At 51.8% G+C, this 19926-nt stretch carries 20 protein-coding genes and 1 pseudogene; 9 read left to right on the forward strand and 12 right to left on the reverse strand.

Annotated elements, in window-relative coordinates; all coding sequences use genetic code 11:
- Positions 1 to 407 precede the first annotated feature (407 nt).
- The 6 genes from yhhY (at position 408) to WN16_RS01980 (ending at position 6197) form a co-directional block, all read left to right on the forward strand.
- Positions 408 to 896, forward strand: a complete 489-nt coding sequence (gene yhhY, locus WN16_RS01955) for an N-acetyltransferase (RefSeq protein WP_003023469.1) — start codon at positions 408 to 410, stop codon at positions 894 to 896.
- Positions 897 to 942: 46 nt separating this feature from the next.
- Positions 943 to 1827: a hypothetical protein gene (locus WN16_RS01960; RefSeq protein WP_044701389.1), complete on the forward strand. Its 885-nt coding sequence runs from the start codon at positions 943 to 945 to the stop codon at positions 1825 to 1827.
- Positions 1828 to 2149: 322 nt separating this feature from the next.
- Positions 2150 to 3364: a PfkB family carbohydrate kinase gene (locus WN16_RS01965; RefSeq protein ID WP_047715945.1), complete on the forward strand. Its 1215-nt coding sequence runs from the start codon at positions 2150 to 2152 to the stop codon at positions 3362 to 3364.
- Between the two features lie 15 nt (positions 3365 to 3379).
- Positions 3380 to 4141, forward strand: coding sequence for a glutamine amidotransferase (locus tag WN16_RS01970; protein WP_003023464.1), 762 nt, complete (start codon positions 3380 to 3382; stop codon positions 4139 to 4141).
- A gap of 53 nt (positions 4142 to 4194) precedes the next feature.
- Entirely contained in the window at positions 4195 to 5166 is a 972-nt protein-coding gene (locus WN16_RS01975) for a DMT family transporter (protein WP_003023463.1), read from the forward strand.
- The gene (locus tag WN16_RS01980; protein ID WP_003023461.1) at positions 5163 to 6197 is read left to right on the forward strand and encodes a phosphotriesterase; all 1035 of its coding nucleotides are present in this window, start codon (positions 5163 to 5165) and stop codon (positions 6195 to 6197) included. Before WN16_RS01975 ends, WN16_RS01980 begins: the two co-directional genes overlap by 4 nt.
- Before the next feature lie 44 nt (positions 6198 to 6241).
- On the opposite strand, the gene ggt is transcribed toward WN16_RS01980, so the two are convergent.
- Positions 6242 to 7987: a gamma-glutamyltransferase gene (gene ggt, locus WN16_RS01985; protein WP_003023458.1), complete on the reverse strand. Its 1746-nt coding sequence runs from the start codon at positions 7985 to 7987 to the stop codon at positions 6242 to 6244.
- Positions 7988 to 8105: 118 nt separating this feature from the next.
- Here ggt and WN16_RS01990 point away from each other — a divergent pair, with 118 nt between their 5' ends.
- Positions 8106 to 8546, forward strand: coding sequence for a DUF2756 family protein (locus WN16_RS01990; protein WP_044701386.1), 441 nt, complete (start codon positions 8106 to 8108; stop codon positions 8544 to 8546).
- Here WN16_RS01990 and ugpQ read toward each other — a convergent pair.
- The 11 genes from ugpQ to livK all read right to left on the reverse strand — a co-directional run bounded on the left by ugpQ (position 8543) and on the right by livK (position 18999).
- The gene (gene ugpQ, locus WN16_RS01995; RefSeq protein ID WP_044701384.1) at positions 8543 to 9286 is read right to left on the reverse strand and encodes a glycerophosphodiester phosphodiesterase; all 744 of its coding nucleotides are present in this window, start codon (positions 9284 to 9286) and stop codon (positions 8543 to 8545) included. The genes WN16_RS01990 and ugpQ overlap by 4 nt on opposite strands.
- The gene (locus tag WN16_RS02000) at positions 9283 to 10353 is read right to left on the reverse strand and encodes a sn-glycerol-3-phosphate import ATP-binding protein UgpC (protein ID WP_032950429.1); all 1071 of its coding nucleotides are present in this window, start codon (positions 10351 to 10353) and stop codon (positions 9283 to 9285) included. Before WN16_RS02000 ends, ugpQ begins: the two co-directional genes overlap by 4 nt.
- Before the next feature lie 2 nt (positions 10354 to 10355).
- The gene (gene ugpE / locus WN16_RS02005; protein ID WP_003837843.1) at positions 10356 to 11201 is read right to left on the reverse strand and encodes a sn-glycerol-3-phosphate ABC transporter permease UgpE; all 846 of its coding nucleotides are present in this window, start codon (positions 11199 to 11201) and stop codon (positions 10356 to 10358) included.
- A complete protein-coding gene (gene ugpA / locus WN16_RS02010) occupies positions 11198 to 12085 on the reverse strand; it encodes a sn-glycerol-3-phosphate ABC transporter permease UgpA (RefSeq protein ID WP_003837841.1) in 888 nt (295 codons plus the stop codon). Before ugpA ends, ugpE begins: the two co-directional genes overlap by 4 nt.
- A 100-nt stretch (positions 12086 to 12185) precedes the next feature.
- The gene (ugpB, locus tag WN16_RS02015) at positions 12186 to 13502 is read right to left on the reverse strand and encodes a sn-glycerol-3-phosphate ABC transporter substrate-binding protein UgpB (protein WP_003837839.1); all 1317 of its coding nucleotides are present in this window, start codon (positions 13500 to 13502) and stop codon (positions 12186 to 12188) included.
- A 246-nt stretch (positions 13503 to 13748) separates the two neighbouring features.
- The gene (locus tag WN16_RS02020) at positions 13749 to 14030 is read right to left on the reverse strand and encodes a hypothetical protein (protein WP_003023442.1); all 282 of its coding nucleotides are present in this window, start codon (positions 14028 to 14030) and stop codon (positions 13749 to 13751) included.
- A 102-nt stretch (positions 14031 to 14132) separates the two neighbouring features.
- Positions 14133 to 14846 (reverse strand): high-affinity branched-chain amino acid ABC transporter ATP-binding protein LivF, encoded by a 714-nt coding sequence (livF, locus tag WN16_RS02025; protein ID WP_003827581.1) that lies wholly within the window; start codon positions 14844 to 14846, stop codon positions 14133 to 14135.
- Positions 14847 to 14863: 17 nt separating this feature from the next.
- Positions 14864 to 15631, reverse strand: a complete 768-nt coding sequence (gene livG, locus WN16_RS02030; protein ID WP_003023438.1) for a high-affinity branched-chain amino acid ABC transporter ATP-binding protein LivG — start codon at positions 15629 to 15631, stop codon at positions 14864 to 14866.
- A complete protein-coding gene (gene livM / locus WN16_RS02035; protein ID WP_032950432.1) occupies positions 15628 to 16905 on the reverse strand; it encodes a branched chain amino acid ABC transporter permease LivM in 1278 nt (425 codons plus the stop codon). Before livM ends, livG begins: the two co-directional genes overlap by 4 nt.
- On the reverse strand, positions 16902 to 17828 hold the full coding sequence (livH, locus tag WN16_RS02040; RefSeq protein ID WP_003023435.1) for a high-affinity branched-chain amino acid ABC transporter permease LivH: 927 nt from the start codon (positions 17826 to 17828) through the stop codon (positions 16902 to 16904). The genes livM and livH overlap by 4 nt, the downstream gene beginning before the upstream one ends.
- 61 nt (positions 17829 to 17889) lie before the next feature.
- The gene (livK, locus tag WN16_RS02045) at positions 17890 to 18999 is read right to left on the reverse strand and encodes a high-affinity branched-chain amino acid ABC transporter substrate-binding protein LivK (RefSeq protein ID WP_003023433.1); all 1110 of its coding nucleotides are present in this window, start codon (positions 18997 to 18999) and stop codon (positions 17890 to 17892) included.
- Positions 19000 to 19422: 423 nt separating this feature from the next.
- On the opposite strand from livK, the gene panM reads away from it, so the two are divergent.
- Positions 19423 to 19806: an aspartate 1-decarboxylase autocleavage activator PanM gene (gene panM, locus WN16_RS02050; RefSeq protein WP_003023430.1), complete on the forward strand. Its 384-nt coding sequence runs from the start codon at positions 19423 to 19425 to the stop codon at positions 19804 to 19806.
- Positions 19791 to 19917 (forward strand): annotated as a pseudogene (locus WN16_RS02055) (hypothetical protein). Before panM ends, WN16_RS02055 begins: the two are co-directional and overlap by 16 nt.
- The last annotated feature ends 9 nt before the right edge of the window (positions 19918 to 19926 follow it).

Here is a 19926-nt window from a genome sequence, read left to right on the forward strand (position 1 = left end):
CTTTTGAAGGTGATTGTCTACACCATAGCGCAAAGCGGCTGGAGACTGAATGTTGGATTCTTTGCCGGATGCGGCGTTGCCTTATCCGGCCTACAAAACCCAGGTCTCAGCCGTAGGCCGGATAAGCGCAAGCGCCATCCGGCATCATCCCGGGGACAAAATGACAAGTAAGCCAGGCTGAAACAAAACCCCAAAAAAAAAGCCAGCAAAAGCTGGCTAAAGTAATACTGGAAGCAATGTGAGCAATGTCGTGCTTTCAGGTTCTCCGTAGGGGTTCCCCTGAACGCAGAGCAATAATAATCATTCTCATTCGCATTTGTCTACTTCTTTTTGCAAAAAAATGCAGTTGACGGAATTTTCTTTCTCAGCGAGGGTAAAGACTCAATTAACCCTGAAGGAGATAAGGAATGAGTGAGATAGTGATACGCCACGCTGAACCGAAAGATTACGACGCAATTCGTCAGATCCATGCCCAGCCAGAGGTGTATCACAACACGCTACAGGTTCCTCATCCTTCCATGGAGATGTGGCAAGAGCGACTAACCGAACGGGTCGGAATCAAACAACTGGTCGCGTGCATTGACGATATCGTCGTCGGACATCTCTGTATTGAGGTCGCGCAGCGCCCGCGCCGCAGCCACGTGGCCGATTTTGGTATCTGCGTTGACGCCCGCTGGCAGAATCGCGGCGTTGCCAGCGCGCTTCTCCGTACGATGATCGACATGTGCGACAACTGGCTGCGCGTCGACCGTATCGAGTTAACAGTGTTTGTGGATAACGAACCTGCGGTTGCGGTCTATAAAAAGCATGGCTTTGAGATCGAAGGGACAGGTAAGAAATACGGCCTGCGCAACGGCGAGTACGTGGATGCGTATTTTATGGCACGCGTGAAATAAATTTAAGGGCGAGTCTTATCGCCCTGTTTATTGAAAGGACGCAATAGTGAAAAAGTTTGTTCCCCTGGTTTTACTGGCCTCGCTCTCCCCAGCTTTTGCCACTACCGTACAAAATCTCGATGCCGTACCCGGCGCTATTCAACATACTGAAGGTAAAAAGATTTTTGCTGAGCAAATGGCAGGGGCAACACCTGCGAAAGGATTTGGTGAACTTCCACAGGGATTATCAGAGAACCAGTTGATTGGCTGGGTTGCGTCGAACGAAAATCCTAATAATCTGATCCTCACCGGCGCCAAAGCCTGGGGAAAAGAGGGTAAATATATTGGCATTGCCTGTTTTGCTGACAATCAGGCCGATGCCGGGCAGGCAAAAAAGTACGCGGATAACACCTGTCCGGAAAACTACAACAACGGACGCGCCAATAAATTATATCTCGGCGTTTTCTCCTGGCAGAACCAACAGCTGCAGCCGATTGCCCGCTCGGAAAAACCATTAAACCAGATCTCAGCGTGGAATAAAGCTGCCGAGAAAGAGAGCGATGATGAGTCCGTCAGACCGCTGGCTTATTATACAAAATTGGATCTGGCACCGTACCGGATCGCTCCCGATACTCTGGCGTTCGGGGTGCGCGGTGGCTACTCCGATGCCTACTCCGGCGGCGGGGCGTTTTATGAAGTGCTGGAACTCTACACCATCAAAGACAGCAAGATAATCAACGTGTTTTCTGACCTTGTTTATTACTATTCGGATATCGCCGGAGACTGGAATAAAGACGGCACAAGGCAGCACGACATCAGCGAGAGTAAGTACATCCTGAAATTGCGGTCGGCAAAGACGCAGGGATTTTATGATTTAGAGGTCGTGAACCTGCAGGATAAAAGCAGCCAAATATTTCACTGGTCTGAATCGCTGCAACAGTATGTTCCTTAAGGAACTAATAAGACCTGCAACGTTCAGAAGGCTGTAGGTCATTATCCTTAATTTCCCCGTCGTTACATGCAAAAGCGGAATTGCCATCCAATCCTGGCATAAAGTTGTTGATTGCAGTCCATCGCCTCCGCCGTCATCTTCAGGCGTAACAACCGCCTGAATCATAGGGTTATTTTACTTACTATCTTCATCGCTATTTATCTTAACTTTAATAATATTAATATTACATTTTTGTTTTTTTTTGGTTTCTGCCATCACTTTATGGTGACAATCACAACAATATACTTCCCCTGGGACTAACTTAACCACGGTGAGGTAAAAAATGAAATTTGAACGCCATCATAGAATATTGAAAGAAATCAGTATTTCGGGAGTTGTAAAAGTTTCAAATCTGGCGAAAAGTCTCAAGGTAACAAAGGAAACTATTCGCTCAGATCTCAATGAACTTGCCGGACAGGGATATCTCACTCGCTGTCATGGTGGTGCATTTATTACCCTTGACTCTCTTGATAACGTTGCAAAAAACGAAATTGCTTATGTGCTGGAAAAATATGAATCAGCGCAGAAAATAAAAAAAGGTCTCTCTGCCATGAAGAATAATGTATGTGTTATTGGCTCGTTCAATGTTGATATTATCAGTTACCTACCGAGGCTCCCCTCGACAGGCGAATCATTACTTGCCGATAAATTTATTTTTTCGCCCGGAGGTAAAGGATGCAATCAGGCATTAGCTGCAAGCTATGCCGATTCTGATGTGCATTTTATTACTAAAGTAGGGTCAGACCATTTCAGTGATTACGCCATTAATTTTATAAACTCATCAAAAATCCATAAAAGCGTTATCTATCAGACCAAAGAAACACAAACAGGTACAGCTACTATTATGGTGAATGGAAATACCGGGGATAACGTCATCGCTATCTACCCCGGTGCTAACATGACAATTTCCCCTGATGAAATCACCATACAAAAAGAAGCCATCGTTCATTCAGATATTGTTCTCGTACAACTGGAGACAAATTACGAAGCGCTTCACCAAACCATTCGTCTCGCACAGAAAAATGATATCCCTGTCATTATAAATCCAGCACCATACAATGAAATGGTCAATACCATTATTGATAATATTGATTATATCACGCCAAATGAAACCGAAGCGGGTCTGTTGGCAAACATGTCCGTCAATGATATTGAGTCGGCAAAAAGTGCGGCAAAGATTATTCATCAGAAAGGCGTCAAAAATACCATTATCACCCTAGGGAGCAAAGGCTCCCTCGCTTATGACGGAACACAATTCATCTATTCTCCGGCATTCCCGGCAGTTGTAAAAAATACCGCAGGAGCGGGTGATGCCTTCAATGGTGCACTCGCATCTGGCCTTGCTAAAGGAAAATCACTGGCATCTGCATTGTGCTACGCCAGTGCATTCGCCTCGCTTGCTGTTGAAACACCCAATGCCTCTGACATGCCAGAAAACGAATCCGTTCTTCATCGCATTCAAGGTTCGCATTACAAACAAACTATCTCGACTCACTAAATCAAGGAGCAGACTATGAATAATACACAGAAAAAACTAAAGGTGCTCTTTATTGGAGAATCCTGGCATATTCACATGATCCATTCAAAAGGCTATGACAGTTTTACCTCCAGTAAATATGAAGAGGGTGCCACATGGTTACTGGAATGCTTAAAGAAAGGCGGAGTAGAAGTTGATTACATGCCTGCTCACACCGTGCAAATCGCATTTCCAGAAAGCATTGATGAGCTAAACCGTTACGATGTCATTGTCATTAGCGATATCGGCAGCAATACGTTTCTGTTGCAAAACGAGACGTTCTATCAGCTAAAAATAAAGCCCAATGCTCTGGAATCAATTAAAGAGTATGTCAAAAATGGTGGTGGACTGCTCATGATTGGCGGCTATCTGTCATTTATGGGTATTGAGGCAAAAGCTAATTACAAGAACACCATTCTTGCCGAGGTTTTGCCAGTTATTATGCTTGACGGCGATGACCGGGTAGAAAAACCAGAAGGTATCTACGCTGAGGCTATTTCCCCTGAACATCCTGTCGTTAACGGATTCACCGACTACCCGGCATTTCTTGGATATAACCAGGTTGTCTCCAGAGAAGATGCCGATGTTGTTTTAACAATAAATAATGACCCGCTGTTAGTGTTTGGTGAATACCAACAGGGTAAAACCGCCTGCTTCATGAGCGACTGTTCGCCGCACTGGGGAACACAGCAATTTATGTCCTGGTCGTTTTATACCGACCTGTGGGTTAACACGCTTCAATTCATCGCCAGAAAATAAAAAACAATGGAGTAACGAAAGTTACTCCTTTTATAAAATATAAGGATTGATGTATGAACAAGAATAAGTACTCAACCCCCTTACTGATGCTTGCAACTATCTTAGCCGGTATGCTTTCCCCTATGCAGTCTGCCGTTAATGGGCAATTGGGACACTGGTTGCAGGATGGAAATGCTTGCGCAGTAATCTCGTTCGCCAGTGGTCTGGTCGTCATGTTTTTTATTATTATTGCGCGCAAAGAAACACGCCAGCAATTCGCGTCGATCCCAGCTCTGATAAAAACGCGGAAAATCCCTTTGTGGAATTGGTTTGCCGGATTATGCGGGGCGATGGTTGTATTTTCGGAAGGGGCATCAGCCAGCGCGTTGGGCGTTGCCACGTTTCAAACTGCATTAATTTCCGCCCTCCTCCTTTCCGGCCTGCTGTGCGACCGTTTTGGTGTCGGTGTGGACGAGAAGAAATACTTCACGCCATGGCGCGTTACTGGCGCATTGTTCGCTGTTATTGCCACGATTTTTGTCGTGTCACCACAGTGGCATTCAACCTCCTTTATCCTGCTCGCTATCCTTCCATTTTTGGCAGGATTACTCGCTGGCTGGCAGCCCGCTGGAAATGCCAAAGTTGCCGAGGCAACGGGCTCTATGCTGGTTTCCATTACCTGGAACTTCATCGTCGGCTTTTGTGTGCTGGGCGCTGCGCTGGCGATACGTGTCGCATTAGGTCATGTCACCGTCCAGTTACCCGATACGTGGTGGATGTATCTCGGTGGCCCGCTGGGTCTGCTGTCCATCGGGCTGATGGCGATTCTGGTCAGAGGCTTAGGGCTGTTGATGCTCGGTGTTGCTTCTACCGCGGGTCAATTGCTTGGCTCAGTGTTGATTGATGAACTTATCCCGTCACTGGGTAATACGGTCTATCTGGTCACGATCATTGGGACGCTGTTTGCGCTAATAGGCGCAATTGTTACCACCATCCCCGAATACAGAGCATCCAAAATGGCGCAAAAAATGGAGGTGTCAGGATGAAAGGTTTCCTGCAAACCGTGACAGGCCCAGTGGCGCACACGGATATGGGTCTGACGCTACCGCATGAGCATCTGTTTAACGATTTATCATCGGTTGTTGACGAACCGCATTATGAATTCTCACAGCAACTCGTGGGGAAAAAGGTCAGCGCTGATCTGCAGTGGGGATTGAAACATGATCCCTACTGCTGCGCCGATAACATGGACAGAAAGGAAATTGATGATGTTATCTTTGAAATCAACAACTTTATGTCACTGGGAGGCAGGACGATTGTCGACGCGACAGGTTCTGAATCTATCGGTCGAGATGTCTTGTCATTGCGAGAAGTGGCATTAAAAACCGGTTTGAACATCGTAGCTTCATCAGGACCTTATCTGGAGAAGTTTGAAAGTGCCAGGATCCACAAACCTGTCGAGTTGTTAGCCTCACTTATTGATAAGGAACTGAATCAGGGGATAGGCGAGACGGATATTCGCGCCGGCATGATAGGTGAAATTGGCGTATCACCCGCTTTTACGCAGGCGGAACGCAACAGTCTGCGAGCGGCTTCTCTGGCACAACGTAATAATCCTCATACTGCGATGAATATCCATATGCCAGGGTGGCTGCGGCTGGGTGATGAGGTGCTGGATATTGTCCTTGAAGAGATGAACGTCTCTCCGGCAAAAGTCTCGCTGGCGCATTCAGATCCTTCGGGAAAAGATGTTGCCTATCAACGAAAAATGCTCGATCGCGGCGTATGGCTTGAATTTGACATGATTGGCCTGGACATCACTTTCCCAAAAGAAGGTATCGCCCCAGGCGTTCAGGAAACCGCAGATGCGGTAGCACATCTGATTGAATTGGGTTACGCCGATCAGATAGTTTTAAGCCATGATGTTTTTCTCAAACAGATGTGGGCAAAAAATGGGGGGAACGGTTGGGGATTTGTCCCGAATGTTTTCCTCGCCTATCTGGCCGCCCGTGGAGTAGACAACGATACTCTACGCAGGCTCTGTATTGATAACCCAGCGCGGTTGCTCACGGCATAGCCAACAAAACGCCCGGTGCCTGACACCGGGCTATTAATCAAAAATCAGTATCCCGCCGTTAAATCATCCACGGAACGCGGGTCGGATGCGCCATACAGTGCGCCATCCGGTCCTACCATAATGCTCTGCGTGCTGCCCATCGCTTCCTTCAGTGCGACTTTCTGCCCTTTCTGCTCCAGCAGCTTAATGGTGTCCGGGCTAAACCCTTTCTCAACGCGCAGTTCATCGGGCAACCACTGATGATGGAAGCGCGGCGCGTTGGTCGCTTCGGCGACGTTCATTCCAAAATCAATGCTGTTGACTACCATTTGCAGCACGGTGGTGATGATTCGGCTCCCGCCAGGGCTGCCGGTAACCAGCCAGGTTTTCCCGTCTTTTACCACGATAGTCGGCGACATTGATGACAGCGGACGCTTCTTCGGCCCAACCGCGTTAGCATCGCCACCCACCAGCCCATAAACGTTCGGCACGCCCGGCTTGGCGGAGAAATCGTCCATTTCGTTATTAAGCAGAATGCCGGTGTTACCCGCTACAATCCCGGTGCCGAAGGTGGTGTTCAGCGTATACGTCACCGCCACGGCATTACCGTCTTTATCCACCACCGAGAAATGGGTGGTCTGATTGCTTTCATACGGCGCGAGCTTGCCAGGTTTGATCTGGCTGGAAGGCTTAGCCTTGTTGATATCAATCTGATCGGCAAGCGATTTGGCATAGGCTTTATTGGTCAGCGCCTGCCACGGTACTTTCACAAAATCCGGGTCGCCCAGATACTCCGAGCGGTCGGCGTAGGCATATTTCTCCGCTTCAGCCATTACCTGCATGGCATCAGCGCTGCCAAACCCGTACTTCTTCATATCGAAGTTTTCGAGAATATTGAGGATCTGCACAATGTGAATACCGCCAGAGGACGGCGGTGGCATGGAGAAGACCTGATACCCGCGATAGTCGCCGCTAATCGGCGTACGCTCCACGGCTTTATAGCTGGCTAAATCCTCTTTGGTCATCAACCCGCCGTTTTTCTGCATTTCCCCAGCTATCTGTTCGGCAATTGCCCCTTTATAAAACGCATCCGGACCGTTCTCGGCAATCATCTCCAGGCTTTTCGCCAGGTTCGTTTGCACCAGCTTGTCGCCCTTTTTCAGCGGCTCGCCGTCTTTCCAGAAAATGGCTTTGCTGTTCTCGTGATTAGGGAGCACTTCGCTGCCATAGGTTTTCAGATCGTCGGCCAGCGCGTCGTTAACCACAAAGCCTTCTTCCGCCAGCTTCATCGCCGGGCGCACGACTTTGTTCAGCGGCATCGTGCCGTATTTCTCCAGCGCCAGCGAGAAACCCGCCACGGTACCCGGCGTACCGGATGCCAGATGTGAGGTTAGCGACTTTTTCGCATCGGCGTTGCCCTGTTCATCAAGGAACATATCACGGGTCGCGCCAGCGGGAGCCATTTCACGAAAATCGATCGCCGTGGTGTTACCGTCTTTGGTACGCAGCAGCATAAACCCGCCGCCGCCCAGATTGCCCGCCTGCGGATGCGTCACCGCCAGCGCGTAGCCAACGGCTACAGCGGCATCAACGGCATTCCCGCCCTGTTTCAGAATATCCACCCCAACCTGGGTGGCTAAAGCATCTACGGAAGCCACCATCCCCTGTTGCGCGCGAACGGGATGGAACACATCTTCCTCGACACCGTAGGATACCGGCGGTGGCGCAGCCGGCGCGGCAGCAACGCTAAAACAACTTCCTGAGAGCAGAGCAGCAATGGCTACCCGGCGTAAAAACGTCGGTTTTATCATCGTTATTCTCCAGATGTACGGGGGTCTGCCCCCACTAAGCCTGGTGCATAACTCTGAAATAATCATCGTAACGGCGAGAAAGGAGTAAACTTAAATGATCCCCGAGAGGAGAAAAGCGATGAAACGACTCTTACTTTTAGCCATGCTCTTGCCGTTTGCAGGCTTTGCACAGCCCATCAACACCATGAATAACCCGAATCAACCCGGTTATCAGATCCCGAGCCAGCAGCGTATGCAAACCCAAATGCAATCACAGCAGATTCAGCAGAAAGGGATGCTCAACCAGCAGTTGCAAACGCAGACGCGCATGCAGCAACAGCATATGGAAAACCAAATCAACACCAACACCCAGCGCGTGCTGCAGTCTCAGCCGGGCGAGTTGAATCCTGAACAGCAGCAAATGCTGCCTAACAGCAACGGAGGGATGTTGAGTGGAACCCGTAATCCGGACAGCTCGCTGAATAAGCAACATATGCTGTCGGAGAAAAAGAACGGCGACATGCTGAAGCCCTCCAGCACGCCGCAGCCTAACGTTCCGTTAAAAACGATTGGGCCTTAACAGGGTCGGAAATCCGGACCAATGGTATCAATGGCATCGGTACAGATGCAGTCCACACCCCAGCGCAGCAGTTCCGCCGCGCGCTGGGGTCGGTTGACGGTATACACCAGAATACGTAGCCCCGCATCGCGCAGCACATCCACGCGCGCCTCATCCAGCAGCTTATGATTAAGATGAATAGAGACGCAGCCAAGCCGCGTGGTCAGCTCACGCCAGTCCTCGCGCCATTCATCCAGCAGCAAACCTCTCGGCAGTTCAGGCACCGCCTGCTGCGCCGCTTCTAGCGCATCAATTTCAAAGGATGACAACAGTGGTGGCGTCATTCCCGCCCACAATTCACGCGCGGCCAGCGCCACGACCTTCCCGGTGAGCGCCCCCGTCCCGGTGGTGGGTTTGATCTCAATATTTGCCATCATGCCGTGCTGGCGACAGCGCTCAGCAACTTGCGAGAGCAGCGGCAACGGTTCGCCTTTAAACTCACCGCTAAACCAGCCGCCGGCGTCCACGCGCAATAGATCCTGCCAGTTCAATTCGCCAGCCACGCCCCAGCCGTTGCTGGTGCGTTCCAGGTTGTCGTCATGCAGTAAGAAGATCTCACCGTCTTTCGACAATTTAGCGTCAAACTCAATCATGGTATGCCCATATTGCGCCCCCACGTCGATCGCCGCCAGGGTATTTTCCGGGGCTAACTTACCGCCGCCGCGATGGGCGACAATATGGGGGTAAGGCCAGTTATTCATACGCGTTGTCCTGTTTCGCCATCAAAAAGATGCAGATGATGTTCTGGCAGATGCAGCCACAGCGTACTGCCTGCCGTCGGGCGATGCTGATGCGCCAACCGCACCACCAGCTTTTGCTCACCCCAACGTCCATGTGCCAGATTATCCGCACCCAGCATTTCCAGCGTGTCGACGACCAGCGGCACGCCGCCTTCGGCCTGCGAGCTTAGCGCAATATGCTCCGGGCGGATACCCAGCGTCATGTTACGCCCAATACACTCCCTGGCGCTTCTGCCGATGGGCAACGTCATGCCGCCCTCCAGCTCAAAATGGGTACCCGCAGCGCTGATGCGCCCATCGAGCAGATTCATCGCCGGGCTGCCGATAAAGCTCGCCACAAAGCGGCTGGCAGGTTTTTCATACACCTCAACTGGGGTGCCGATTTGCTCGGCAATACCTTTGTTCATTACCATTACCCGTTGGGCGAGGGTCATCGCTTCAACCTGATCGTGCGTCACGTACAGCGAGGTGGTTTTCAGTCGGCGATGCAGATGTTGTAACTCCAGACGCATCTGTACGCGCAGCTTGGCATCAAGGTTAGAAAGCGGCTCATCGAACAGGAATACCGCCGGGTCACGCACAATCGCTCGTCCCATCGCTACGCGCTGGCGCTGGCCGCCGGAAAGTTCGCGCGGACGACGTTTGAGCAGCTCACCCAGCTCGAGAATACGTGCCGCCTCTTTTACCCGCTCAGCAATATGCTCCTTGCCCATCCCGCGGATTTTCAGACCCCAGGCCATGTTTTCTTCCACGCTCATATGCGGGTAGAGAGCATAGTTTTGAAAGACCATCGCAATGCCGCGATCCTTCGGCTCCATCTCGGTGACGCGTTTATTATCAATCCAGATATCGCCGCCGCTTACCCGTTCAAGCCCGGCCACCATCCGCAGCAGCGTAGACTTACCGCAACCGGATGGTCCAACCATCACAATAAATTCCCCGTCCGCGACGTCCAGCGTCAGCGGTTTAATCACCTGGGTTTTACCGTCCCAGCTTTTGGTTACTGCCTGTAGTTTTAAACCAGCCATTTTTATTTCTCACTGTCCACTAAACCACGCACAAACGCGCGCTGCATGGCTAACACGATGATTACCGGAGGGATGAGCGTCAGCAGCATGGCGGCCATTACCTGGTTCCACTGCGTGGTGCCTTCACCGGTGGCAATCATGCCTTTGATACCCGCCACCGCAGTGCCCAAATTGACGTCGGTAATAATTAACAACGGCCACAGATACTGGTTCCAGCCGTAGATAAAGGTAATAACAAACAGCGCCGCCAGATTGGTTTTTGACAGCGGTAGTACGATATCGCGGAAAAAACGCATTGGTGACGCGCCGTCAATACGCGCCGCCTCAACCAGTTCATCCGGCAGGGTCATAAAGAACTGACGGAACAGGAAAGTCGCTGTCGCAGATGCCATCAACGGCAGCGTCAGACCCGCATAGCTGTCGAGCATCTTCAGGTTGGCGATCACTTCTACCGTCGGGAAAATACGCACCTCAACCGGTAGCATCAGGGTAATAAAAATCATCCAGAAGAACAGGTTGCGCAGCGGAAAGCGGAACCAGACGATGGCGAATGCGGAGAGCATAGATACGGTAATTTTCCCTACCGTAATGCTGAACGCCATGATGAAACTGTTGAGCATCATCAGCCAGAACGGCGCGCTGTTGACGCCCACGCCGTTGACCCAGATGTATTTCATGTTTTCCAGCAGCTGCGAGCCGGGAACCAGCGTCATCGGCGTCTCAAACACCGCTTTGTTATCCAGCGTCGCCGCGACAAACGCGACGTACAACGGAAACAGGATCACCATGATCCCCATAATCAACATGGCATGGCTGAATATTGTCAGCCCACGACGGTTCTCAATCATTGGTAACGCACCTTACTTTCCACATAGCGGAACTGCACCACCGTCAAAATAATGACCAGGAACATCAGCACCACCGATTGTGCAGCGGAAGAAGCCAGATCCAGCCCGACAAAACCTTCGCGATAGATCTTATAAATCAGCGTCGTGGTCGCCTGTACCGGCCCGCCTGCAGTGGCAGCATCAATCACCGGGAAGGTGTCAAAGAAGGCATACACCAGATTCACCACCAGCAGGAAGAAGCTCACCGGGGCAATGAGCGGCAGCGCCAGTTTAAAGAAGCGGCGAACCGGCCCCGCACCGTCAATCGCGGCGGCTTCGATCAGCGAGCGAGGAATAGACTGCAGTGCGGCAAAGAAGAACAGGAAGTTGTAACTAATCTGCTTCCAGACCGACGCGAACACCACCAGGAACATTGCCTGACCACTGTTTTGCGCATGGTTCCAGTCATAGCCAAACTCACCGAGAAAATGGGTAATCAGCCCGCGCCCTGGGTTAAACAGGAAGATCCACAATACGGCGGCAACGGCGGGCGCAACGGCGTAAGGCAACAGCATTAGCGTTTGGTAAAAACGGCTGCCGCGCACCACGTAATTCACCAACGCCGCAAAAAATAACGACACCAGCAGACCGCTTACCGTGACTAACGTACTGAACTTAATGGTGGTCCAGAATGAGTCGAGGTAGTACGGGTCATGAAACAGCGCGACAAAGTTTTCCAGTCCGACAAACTGGCTGGAAAGACCAAACGGATCAACGGATTGTAGCGAGTACCACAGCGCTTCACCGGCAGGCCAGATAAAGAAAATAACGGTGATAACCAGCTGCGGAGCCACCAGTAAATAGGGAAGCCAGCGCGAACGGAACACCGGACGAGATGAAGACATGGAAGTTTGATTCCTGAACAGCGCCGGATGGCGCTACGCTTATCCGGCCTACGCGCATTTGTAGGCCGGGTAAGGCGCAGCCGCCACCCGGCATTTCACATTACGATTTGGTCGATTGCTCAAAGCGGCGCAGTAACTGATTGCCACGCTCAACGGCGGCATCCAGCGCCTGCTGCGGGGTTTTCTTCCCGGTCCAGACGCTTTCCAGCTCTTCATCCACAATGGTACGGATCTGCGGCATGTTGCCCAGACGCAGCCCTTTGGTGAACGGCAACGGCGGCTTGTTCAGCATCTGGCGGGTGGCGATATCCGCCCCCGGGTTCTTATCATAGAAGCCCTGCTCACGGGTCAGGTCGTAGGCAGCTGTGGTGATCGGCAGATAGCCGGTCTTCTGATGCCATTCGGCAGCAATTTCAGGCTTCGCCAGGAAGTTGAGGAACTTCGCCACGCCTTCGTAGGTGGCTTTGTCTTTGCCCTGCATCACCCAAAGACTGGCCCCACCGATAATTGCGTTCTGCGGCGCGCCCTTCACATCGGCATCGTACGGCATCATTCCGACACCATAGTTGAATTTCGCGTAATGGCGGATATCAGCCAGCGAACCGGAAGAGGCGGTGGTAATGGCACAATCCCCGTTATAGAACTTCTCAGTGGATTCGTCCTTACGCCCGAAGTAGCTGAAATCGCCTTTTTTGTTCAGCTCTTCCAGCAGAGCGATATGTTTTACCTGTTCCGGTTTATTGAACTCCAGCACTGCGTCAGTACCGTCAAAACCGTTGTTTTTGGTTGCTACCGGCAGACCGTTCCAGGCGCTGAAGTTTTCAATCTGAATCCATCCCTGCCAGCCGCTGGCGTAACCGCACTTCATGCCTGCCGCTTTCAGTTTCGCGGTGTACTCCGCCAGATCCTGCCAGGTTTTTGGCGGCTGCTCAGGGTCTAAACCAGCTTTTTTAAAGGCATCTTTGTTGTAGTACAGCACCGGAGTGGAGCTGTTAAACGGTTGAGAAAGCAAATGTCCGCTTTTAGAGTCGGTGTAATAACCGGAAACCGTCGGTACGAACTGAGACTCATCGAAGTTGATGCCAGCCTCTTTGAATACTTCATAGACCGGTTTAATGGCTTTCGAAGCCATCATCGTTGCCGTACCCACTTCATAAACCTGTAGCAGCGCAGGCGCGTTTCCGGTACGGAAAGCGGCAATTCCTGCACTCAGGCTTTGCTCGTAGTTGCCTTTGTACTGCGGAACAATTTTGTAGTCGGGATTGGCGGCATTAAAACGTTGCGCCAGAGAATCAACTTCTTTACCCAGTTCGCCTTCCATTGAGTGCCAGAATGGAATGGTGGTGACCGCCAGTGCCTGACCTGCAAACGCCAGGCTAAGTGCCAGTCCTAAAGCTGTATGTCGTAACGATATCATCGGTTATCTCTCTTGTTGTGCCGGATGCGCGATATCACGCGTTTTATGCTCGCGGGGGTAACATGACATGCTCGAATGACAGAAAAATAACTTTTTTATTACAAAAAAAAGATAGTAAGGCGACAAACAGATGGCAAGGCGGTGAAAGCGTAGTGACAGGAAAATGCGGAGTGGTGCACAACAAAGCCGGGTAGCGGTATGCCTTACCCGGCCAGGATGGCGTTATGTGTTGCTGCAGGAGAAAGATTAATCTCTGCGCCAGCGTCGTTCGTACTCATTCTGTAAACGCTGCTGCTCTCGCCGCTCACGTTCACGTTGGATATCTGATTTATCATCTTCCCAGCCCGGGCATACCGAGCTGGTAAACACTTCGCAGGGCGAGTCGGATTGCGCTAACGGGTTGTCCGATTTCTCTTCCCAGATTGCGGGATCGCGCGGGTCAAACGCTGGCGGTGTCGAGGCCAGGGTAGTTAAAGAAAGCGTCAAAAACAAACTGCCAATCATCATGCAGGTACCTGAACGAATCATCCTTTCTCCATGTTCATTTTTTATTATTGATAACTATTCTCAATAATAACATAGCGCAATAAAAAGGGGCCACAGCGGGCCCCTTGTCTATTCAGAGAATGATTAACCGCCCAGATACGCACTGCGCACCGCTTCGTTAGCCAGTAGCGCATCGCCAGTGTCTTCCAGCACCACATGACCGTTTTCCAGCACGTAGCCGCGATCGGCGAGCTTCAGCGCCTGGTTAGCGTTCTGTTCGACAAGGAAGATGGTCATCCCCTGCTCGCGCAGTTGCTCAATGGTGTTAAAGATCTGCTGGATGATAATCGGCGCCAGACCCAGCGATGGTTCATCAAGCAGTAGCAGCCTCGGCTGGCTCATCAGCGCACGGCCTATCGCTAGCATCTGCTGTTCACCGCCGGACATCGTTCCCGCACGTTGAATACGACGCTCATGCAGGCGAGGAAACAGGTCATACACCCACTTGATGCGTTCCTGAAACTGGTCTTTCTCGGCAAAGAAACCGCCCATCGCCAGGTTCTCTTCCACCGTCATACGGGAAAACACGCGACGCCCTTCCGGCACAATCGCTACCGCTTCGCGCATGATTTTCGCCGTCTGCCAGTCGGTAATGTCTTTACCATCAAAGACGATTCGCCCGCTGGTCGCTCGCGGGTCGCCGCACAATGTGCCGAGCAGCGTGGTTTTTCCCGCGCCGTTGGCACCAATCAGAGTAACGATTTCACCCTGGTTGATATACAAGCTGACGTCATGCAGCGCCTGTATCTTGCCGTAGTGGGCGTTGACTTTGTCGAACGATAACATCGCCTTATCCATATTAATCCTCGCCCCCATTATGCTTCACCTAAATAGGCGCGGATAACATCCGGGTTATTACGAATCTGTTCCGGCGTCCCATTCGCCAGCGGCGTGCCCTGGTTCACCACGTAAATACGATCGGAAATCCCCATCACCAGCTTCATGTCGTGCTCAATCAACAAAATGGTGGTGTTGTGATGGTTACGCAGTTCAGCAATCAGTTCGTCCAGCTCTTTGGTCTCTTTCGGGTTGAGTCCCGCAGCGGGTTCGTCGAGCATCAGGATTTCCGGCTGGGTCACCATGCAACGGGCAATCTCCAGACGACGCTGATCGCCGTAGGCCAGGTTACTCGCCTGACGGTTGGCGTGCTCCAGCAAACCAATACGCTCCAGCCAGGTGGCGGCGCGATCCAACGCTTCACTCTGCGCGCGACGGAACGACGGAGTTTTCAACAGGCCGGAGAAGACGCCGGTTTTCAGTTGCTGATGTTGCGCCACCAGCAGGTTTTCAATCACCGTCATTTCGCGAAACAGACGTACGTGCTGGAAAGTACGCACCACGCCCATACGCGCGATTTGCTGACCCGGTAGTCCTTCCAGATGCTGGTCGCGCAGCTTAATCGTCCCGCCGGTCGGCTTATAAAAACCGGTCAGACAGTTAAAGACCGTGGTTTTTCCCGCGCCGTTTGGCCCGATTAACGAAACTATTTCCTGCGGCCGCAGTTCCAGTTCAACGTTGTTTACCGCCAGCAGACCGCCGAAGCGCATCATCAGGCCGTTAACGGATAATAATGGCTGACTCATGCCTGCTCTCCTTTTGCTTCCCCGTTTTTCAGTTTCAACTGTGGACGGGTCATCGGCAACAAGCCCTGCGGACGCCAGATCATCATCAGCACCATCAAACCACCCAGCATTAACATGCTGTATTCATTGAAATCACGCATCAGCTCGCGTGACACTACCAGCAGGATGGCCGCGAGGATCACCGCAAACTGTGAGCCCATTCCGCCCAATACCACAATTGCCAGCACAAAGGCGGACTCGGCAAAGGTGAAGGATTCCGGGCTGACGAAGCCCTGGCGCGCGGCAAACAGCGTACCGGCAAAACCGGCAAACGCGGCGCTGATGGTAAAAGCTGTTAGTTTGATGCGCGTAGGGTTTAAGCCCAGCGAGCGACAGGCAATTTCATCTTCACGTAGCGCTTCCCACGCACGGCCCAACGGCATACGCAGCAGACGGTTAATCACAAACAGCGAGAAGACCACCAGCAGCAGCGCCACCAGATAGAGGAAAATGACGCGGTCAGAGGGATCGTACTTGACGTTAAAGAAGTTGCTGAAGGTATCCCAGCCGCCTTCACGGGCGGTACGGCTAAACTCCAGACCGAAAAAGGTCGGTTTCGGGATCTGGCTGATACCGTTCGGGCCACCGGTCACTTCGGTGTTGTTGAGCAGCAGGATACGGACGATTTCACCGAAGCCTAAGGTCACAATAGCCAGATAATCACCGCGCAGGCGCAGTACCGGGAAGCCGAGCAGGAAGCCAGCAGCAGCGGAAACCAGCCCCGCCAGCGGCAGACAGGTCCAGAAGCCGAGTCCGTAATAGTGGTTCAGCAGCGCGAAGGTGTAAGCGCCAATGGCATAAAAGCCGCCGTAGCCCAGCACCAGCAGGCCGGAAAGCCCCACCACCACGTTTAAGCCGAGGCCGAGGATGATATAAATCATCGTCAGCGTGGCGATATCCACCGTACCGCGCGAGACCATAAACGGCCACGCCACGGCAATCACCAGCAACGCCACCAGGAACAGCTTCTGTTTAACGGTGGAGCCGTCAATCGCCGGCAGAATAAACTTCGGTCCGGAGACGCTCTTCATGCCCTTCTGGAAAGCTGGACGCAGCAACTGGAAGAGGAAGACCACGCCTGTACCAATAAACACCCACTGCCAGCGAATATCCGCCGCGGAATCCACCACCAGTTTGGTGCCGTCAAGCTCTAACTGAACGCCCATAAAGACGCCCGCCAGGACGAAGAACATGGCGGCAGAGAGCAGCGCCATTGCAAAATGCATCGGTTTCATACTTTCTCTACCTCCGGGCGACCCAGAATACCGGTCGGCATCACCAGCAGCACCAGAATCAGCAGCGCGAATGAAACGACGTCTTTGTATTCAGTACTCAGATAAGCAGAGGAGAGCGCTTCCGCGACACCCAGAATCAGGCCGCCGATCATCGCCCCAGGAATGCTGCCGATGCCGCCAAGCACCGCTGCGGTAAAGGCCTTCATCCCGGCCATAAAGCCGATGTACGGGTTAATTACGCCATAGAATTGACCAAGCAGCACGCCCGCGACCGCCGCCATTGCCGCGCCAATCACAAAGGTCAGCGCAATCACGCGATCGGTGTTGATGCCGAGCAGGCTGGCCATTTTCAGGTCTTCCGCGCAGGCACGGCAGGCGCGCCCCATACGGGAGTAACGGATAAACAGCGTCAGCGCCAGCATCGCCAGGAAGGTTACAATCCAGATAACCAGCTGCATGGTGGTGATGGAAGCAGAGAAGTTTTCGCTACTGCCAACGGTCCACTGGCCATTAAACAGGCTGGGCAGTGCCACATCGCGCGAACCTTCCGTCAGGCTGACGTAGTTTTGCAGGAAGATGGACATCCCGATAGCGGAAATCAGCGCGATCAGGCGCTTAGAGCTGCGCACGGGTCGATACGCCACGCGTTCAATGCTCCAGCCGTAGGCGCTGGCAATCACAATCGCGCCAACGAAGCCCGCCGCGACCAGTAGCCAACTGGAATCAATGCCCATCATCATTAGCGCTGCGATGATCATAAAGGAGACATAGCTGCCGATCATATACACCTCGCCATGGGCGAAGTTGATCATGCCGATAATGCCGTACACCATCGTGTAACCGATGGCGATCAGCGCGTAGGTGCTTCCCAGCGTGACGCCGTTAAACATCTGCTGCAAGAAATAGAGGAACTGCTCGGACATAAGGTAACCTTTTTATACCCGCCCATTTTACACGGGCGGTGGGATAACTCGTCTTCAGGTATTACTTCGCGACGGTCGATGAACCGTCCGCATGCCACTGGAAGACACCAAACTCAAATCCCTTCAAATCGCCTTTTTCGTCCCATTTCAGCGGCCCAATCACGGTATCAGCCCCGTGTGCTTTCAGATCTTTCACCAGGTCCAGCGGCTCTTTGCTACCGCTGCGATCCATTGCTGTCGCCAATGACTGGACGGCTGCATAAGTGATCCACACGTACGGTCCGGTTGGATCTTTCTTGTCAGCTTTGAGCGCATCGACGATAGCTTTATTCGCCGGATCCTGGTCATAGCGTTTTGGCATGGTCACCAGCATGCCTTCAGCGGCATCACCAGCAATGTTAGACAGCGACGCATTGCCGACGCCCTCTGGTCCCATAAACTGGGTTTTCAGCCCGACGGAACGTGCCTGGCGCAGCATCTGCCCCATTTCCGGGTAGTAGCCGCCGTAATAAACAAAGTCGATATTTTCTTTTTTCAGGCGAGCGATCAGCGCAGAAAAATCTTTTTCCCCGGCGGTGATACCGTCAAAGAAAACGATGTTGGCTTTGCCCGCTTTCAGGCTGTCCTGCACTGAACGCGCCAGGCCTTCACCGTATTGCTGTTTATCGTGAATGATGGCAATGCGCTGCGGCTTCACCTTCTCCAGAATGTATTTCGCGGCGGTCGGCCCTTGAGAGGAGTCCAGGCCCGCTGTACGCATAATGTGAGCGTAACCGCGCTGGGTCAGTTCCGGGTTTGTGGCGCCCGGAGAAATCATCAGAATGCCTTCATCTTCATAGATATCTGATGCGGGCTGCGTGGAAGATGAGCACAGATGTCCAATAACGTACTGAATGCCGTCATTGACGATTTTGTTCGCTACCGCAACGGCCTGTTTCGGATCGCAGGCGTCGTCATATTCCACAGCGACCAGTTTGTCGCCTTTGACCCCGCCTTTGGCATTGATATCTTTAATGGCCTGACGTGCGCCATTAAATTCCATATCACCCCACTGCGCGACCGGACCTGACATCGCGCCGACAACAGCGACCTTGATATCTTCCGCCATGACCGCGTGTGACATTGCCAGTGCTATCACCCCTGCGATGATTGTTTTCGCATTCCGTTTCATTACCTGAATCCCCATTCGTGACGTAATTAATATTTTGTATTTATGTGGTTAAAAAGCAGTCTGTGCTTTTTTTGAACTGCACTATTTTTACCAGTCTCATTAATGGTTTAGCGCAGTCATTTAAGCAAAATCAGGCTAAAATCTCTATTTTTCAGTCTATTAAGAAAAGATAATATTCTGCTTTTCACTATAGATAAACAAAAAAAAGCACGTTTGTCAGCATAAAATAACGGTACAAAGAGCCGAATAAAATGCTGCATTCCAGGGTATTATTCTGCCTGTTTTTCAATCTCTACGGTTTCAAACTGTCATTACTGTTGTTACAAAATTATTAATCTGGTTATTCACATAAAAAAGAGAAAGCATCCGGGCGAATTATTTCGGTACACTCATTCCATCTTTTGTGATTTGGACATGCTGTTAATGAAGCTGACCATCGTTCGTTTAGATAACTTTAGCGACCAGGACCAGATTGATCTGGGCAAAATCTGGCCGGAATATTCCGCCTCATCATTAAGCGTAGATGAAACGCACCGGATCTACGCCGCGCGCTTTAACGAGCGTCTGTTAGGCGCAGTTCGCGTAACCCTGAGCGGCACACAAGGCGCATTGGATTCATTGCGCGTACGCGATATCACCCGCCGCCGCGGCGTCGGGCAGTATTTGATCGAAGAAGTGATCCGGGAAAACTCTGACGTGAGTTCATGGTGGATGGCCGACGTCGGCGTTGAAGACCGCAGCGTGATGGCCGCGTTTATGCAGGCGTTAGGGTTTACGGCCCAGGAAAATGGCTGGGAAAAAAGATAAAAAAGCCGGATGGCGCTGACGCTTATCCGGCCTACATGCTGGGAGAAAAAATAAAAAACCACCTCGCAATTTTCCAAGAATTTCGCGCTGCAGGAAGGCGGCAAGTTATGAAGTCCCCGG

It is taken from the genome of Citrobacter sp. ABFQG (assembly GCF_004322975.1).
Classification (GTDB): domain Bacteria; phylum Pseudomonadota; class Gammaproteobacteria; order Enterobacterales; family Enterobacteriaceae; genus Citrobacter; species Citrobacter freundii.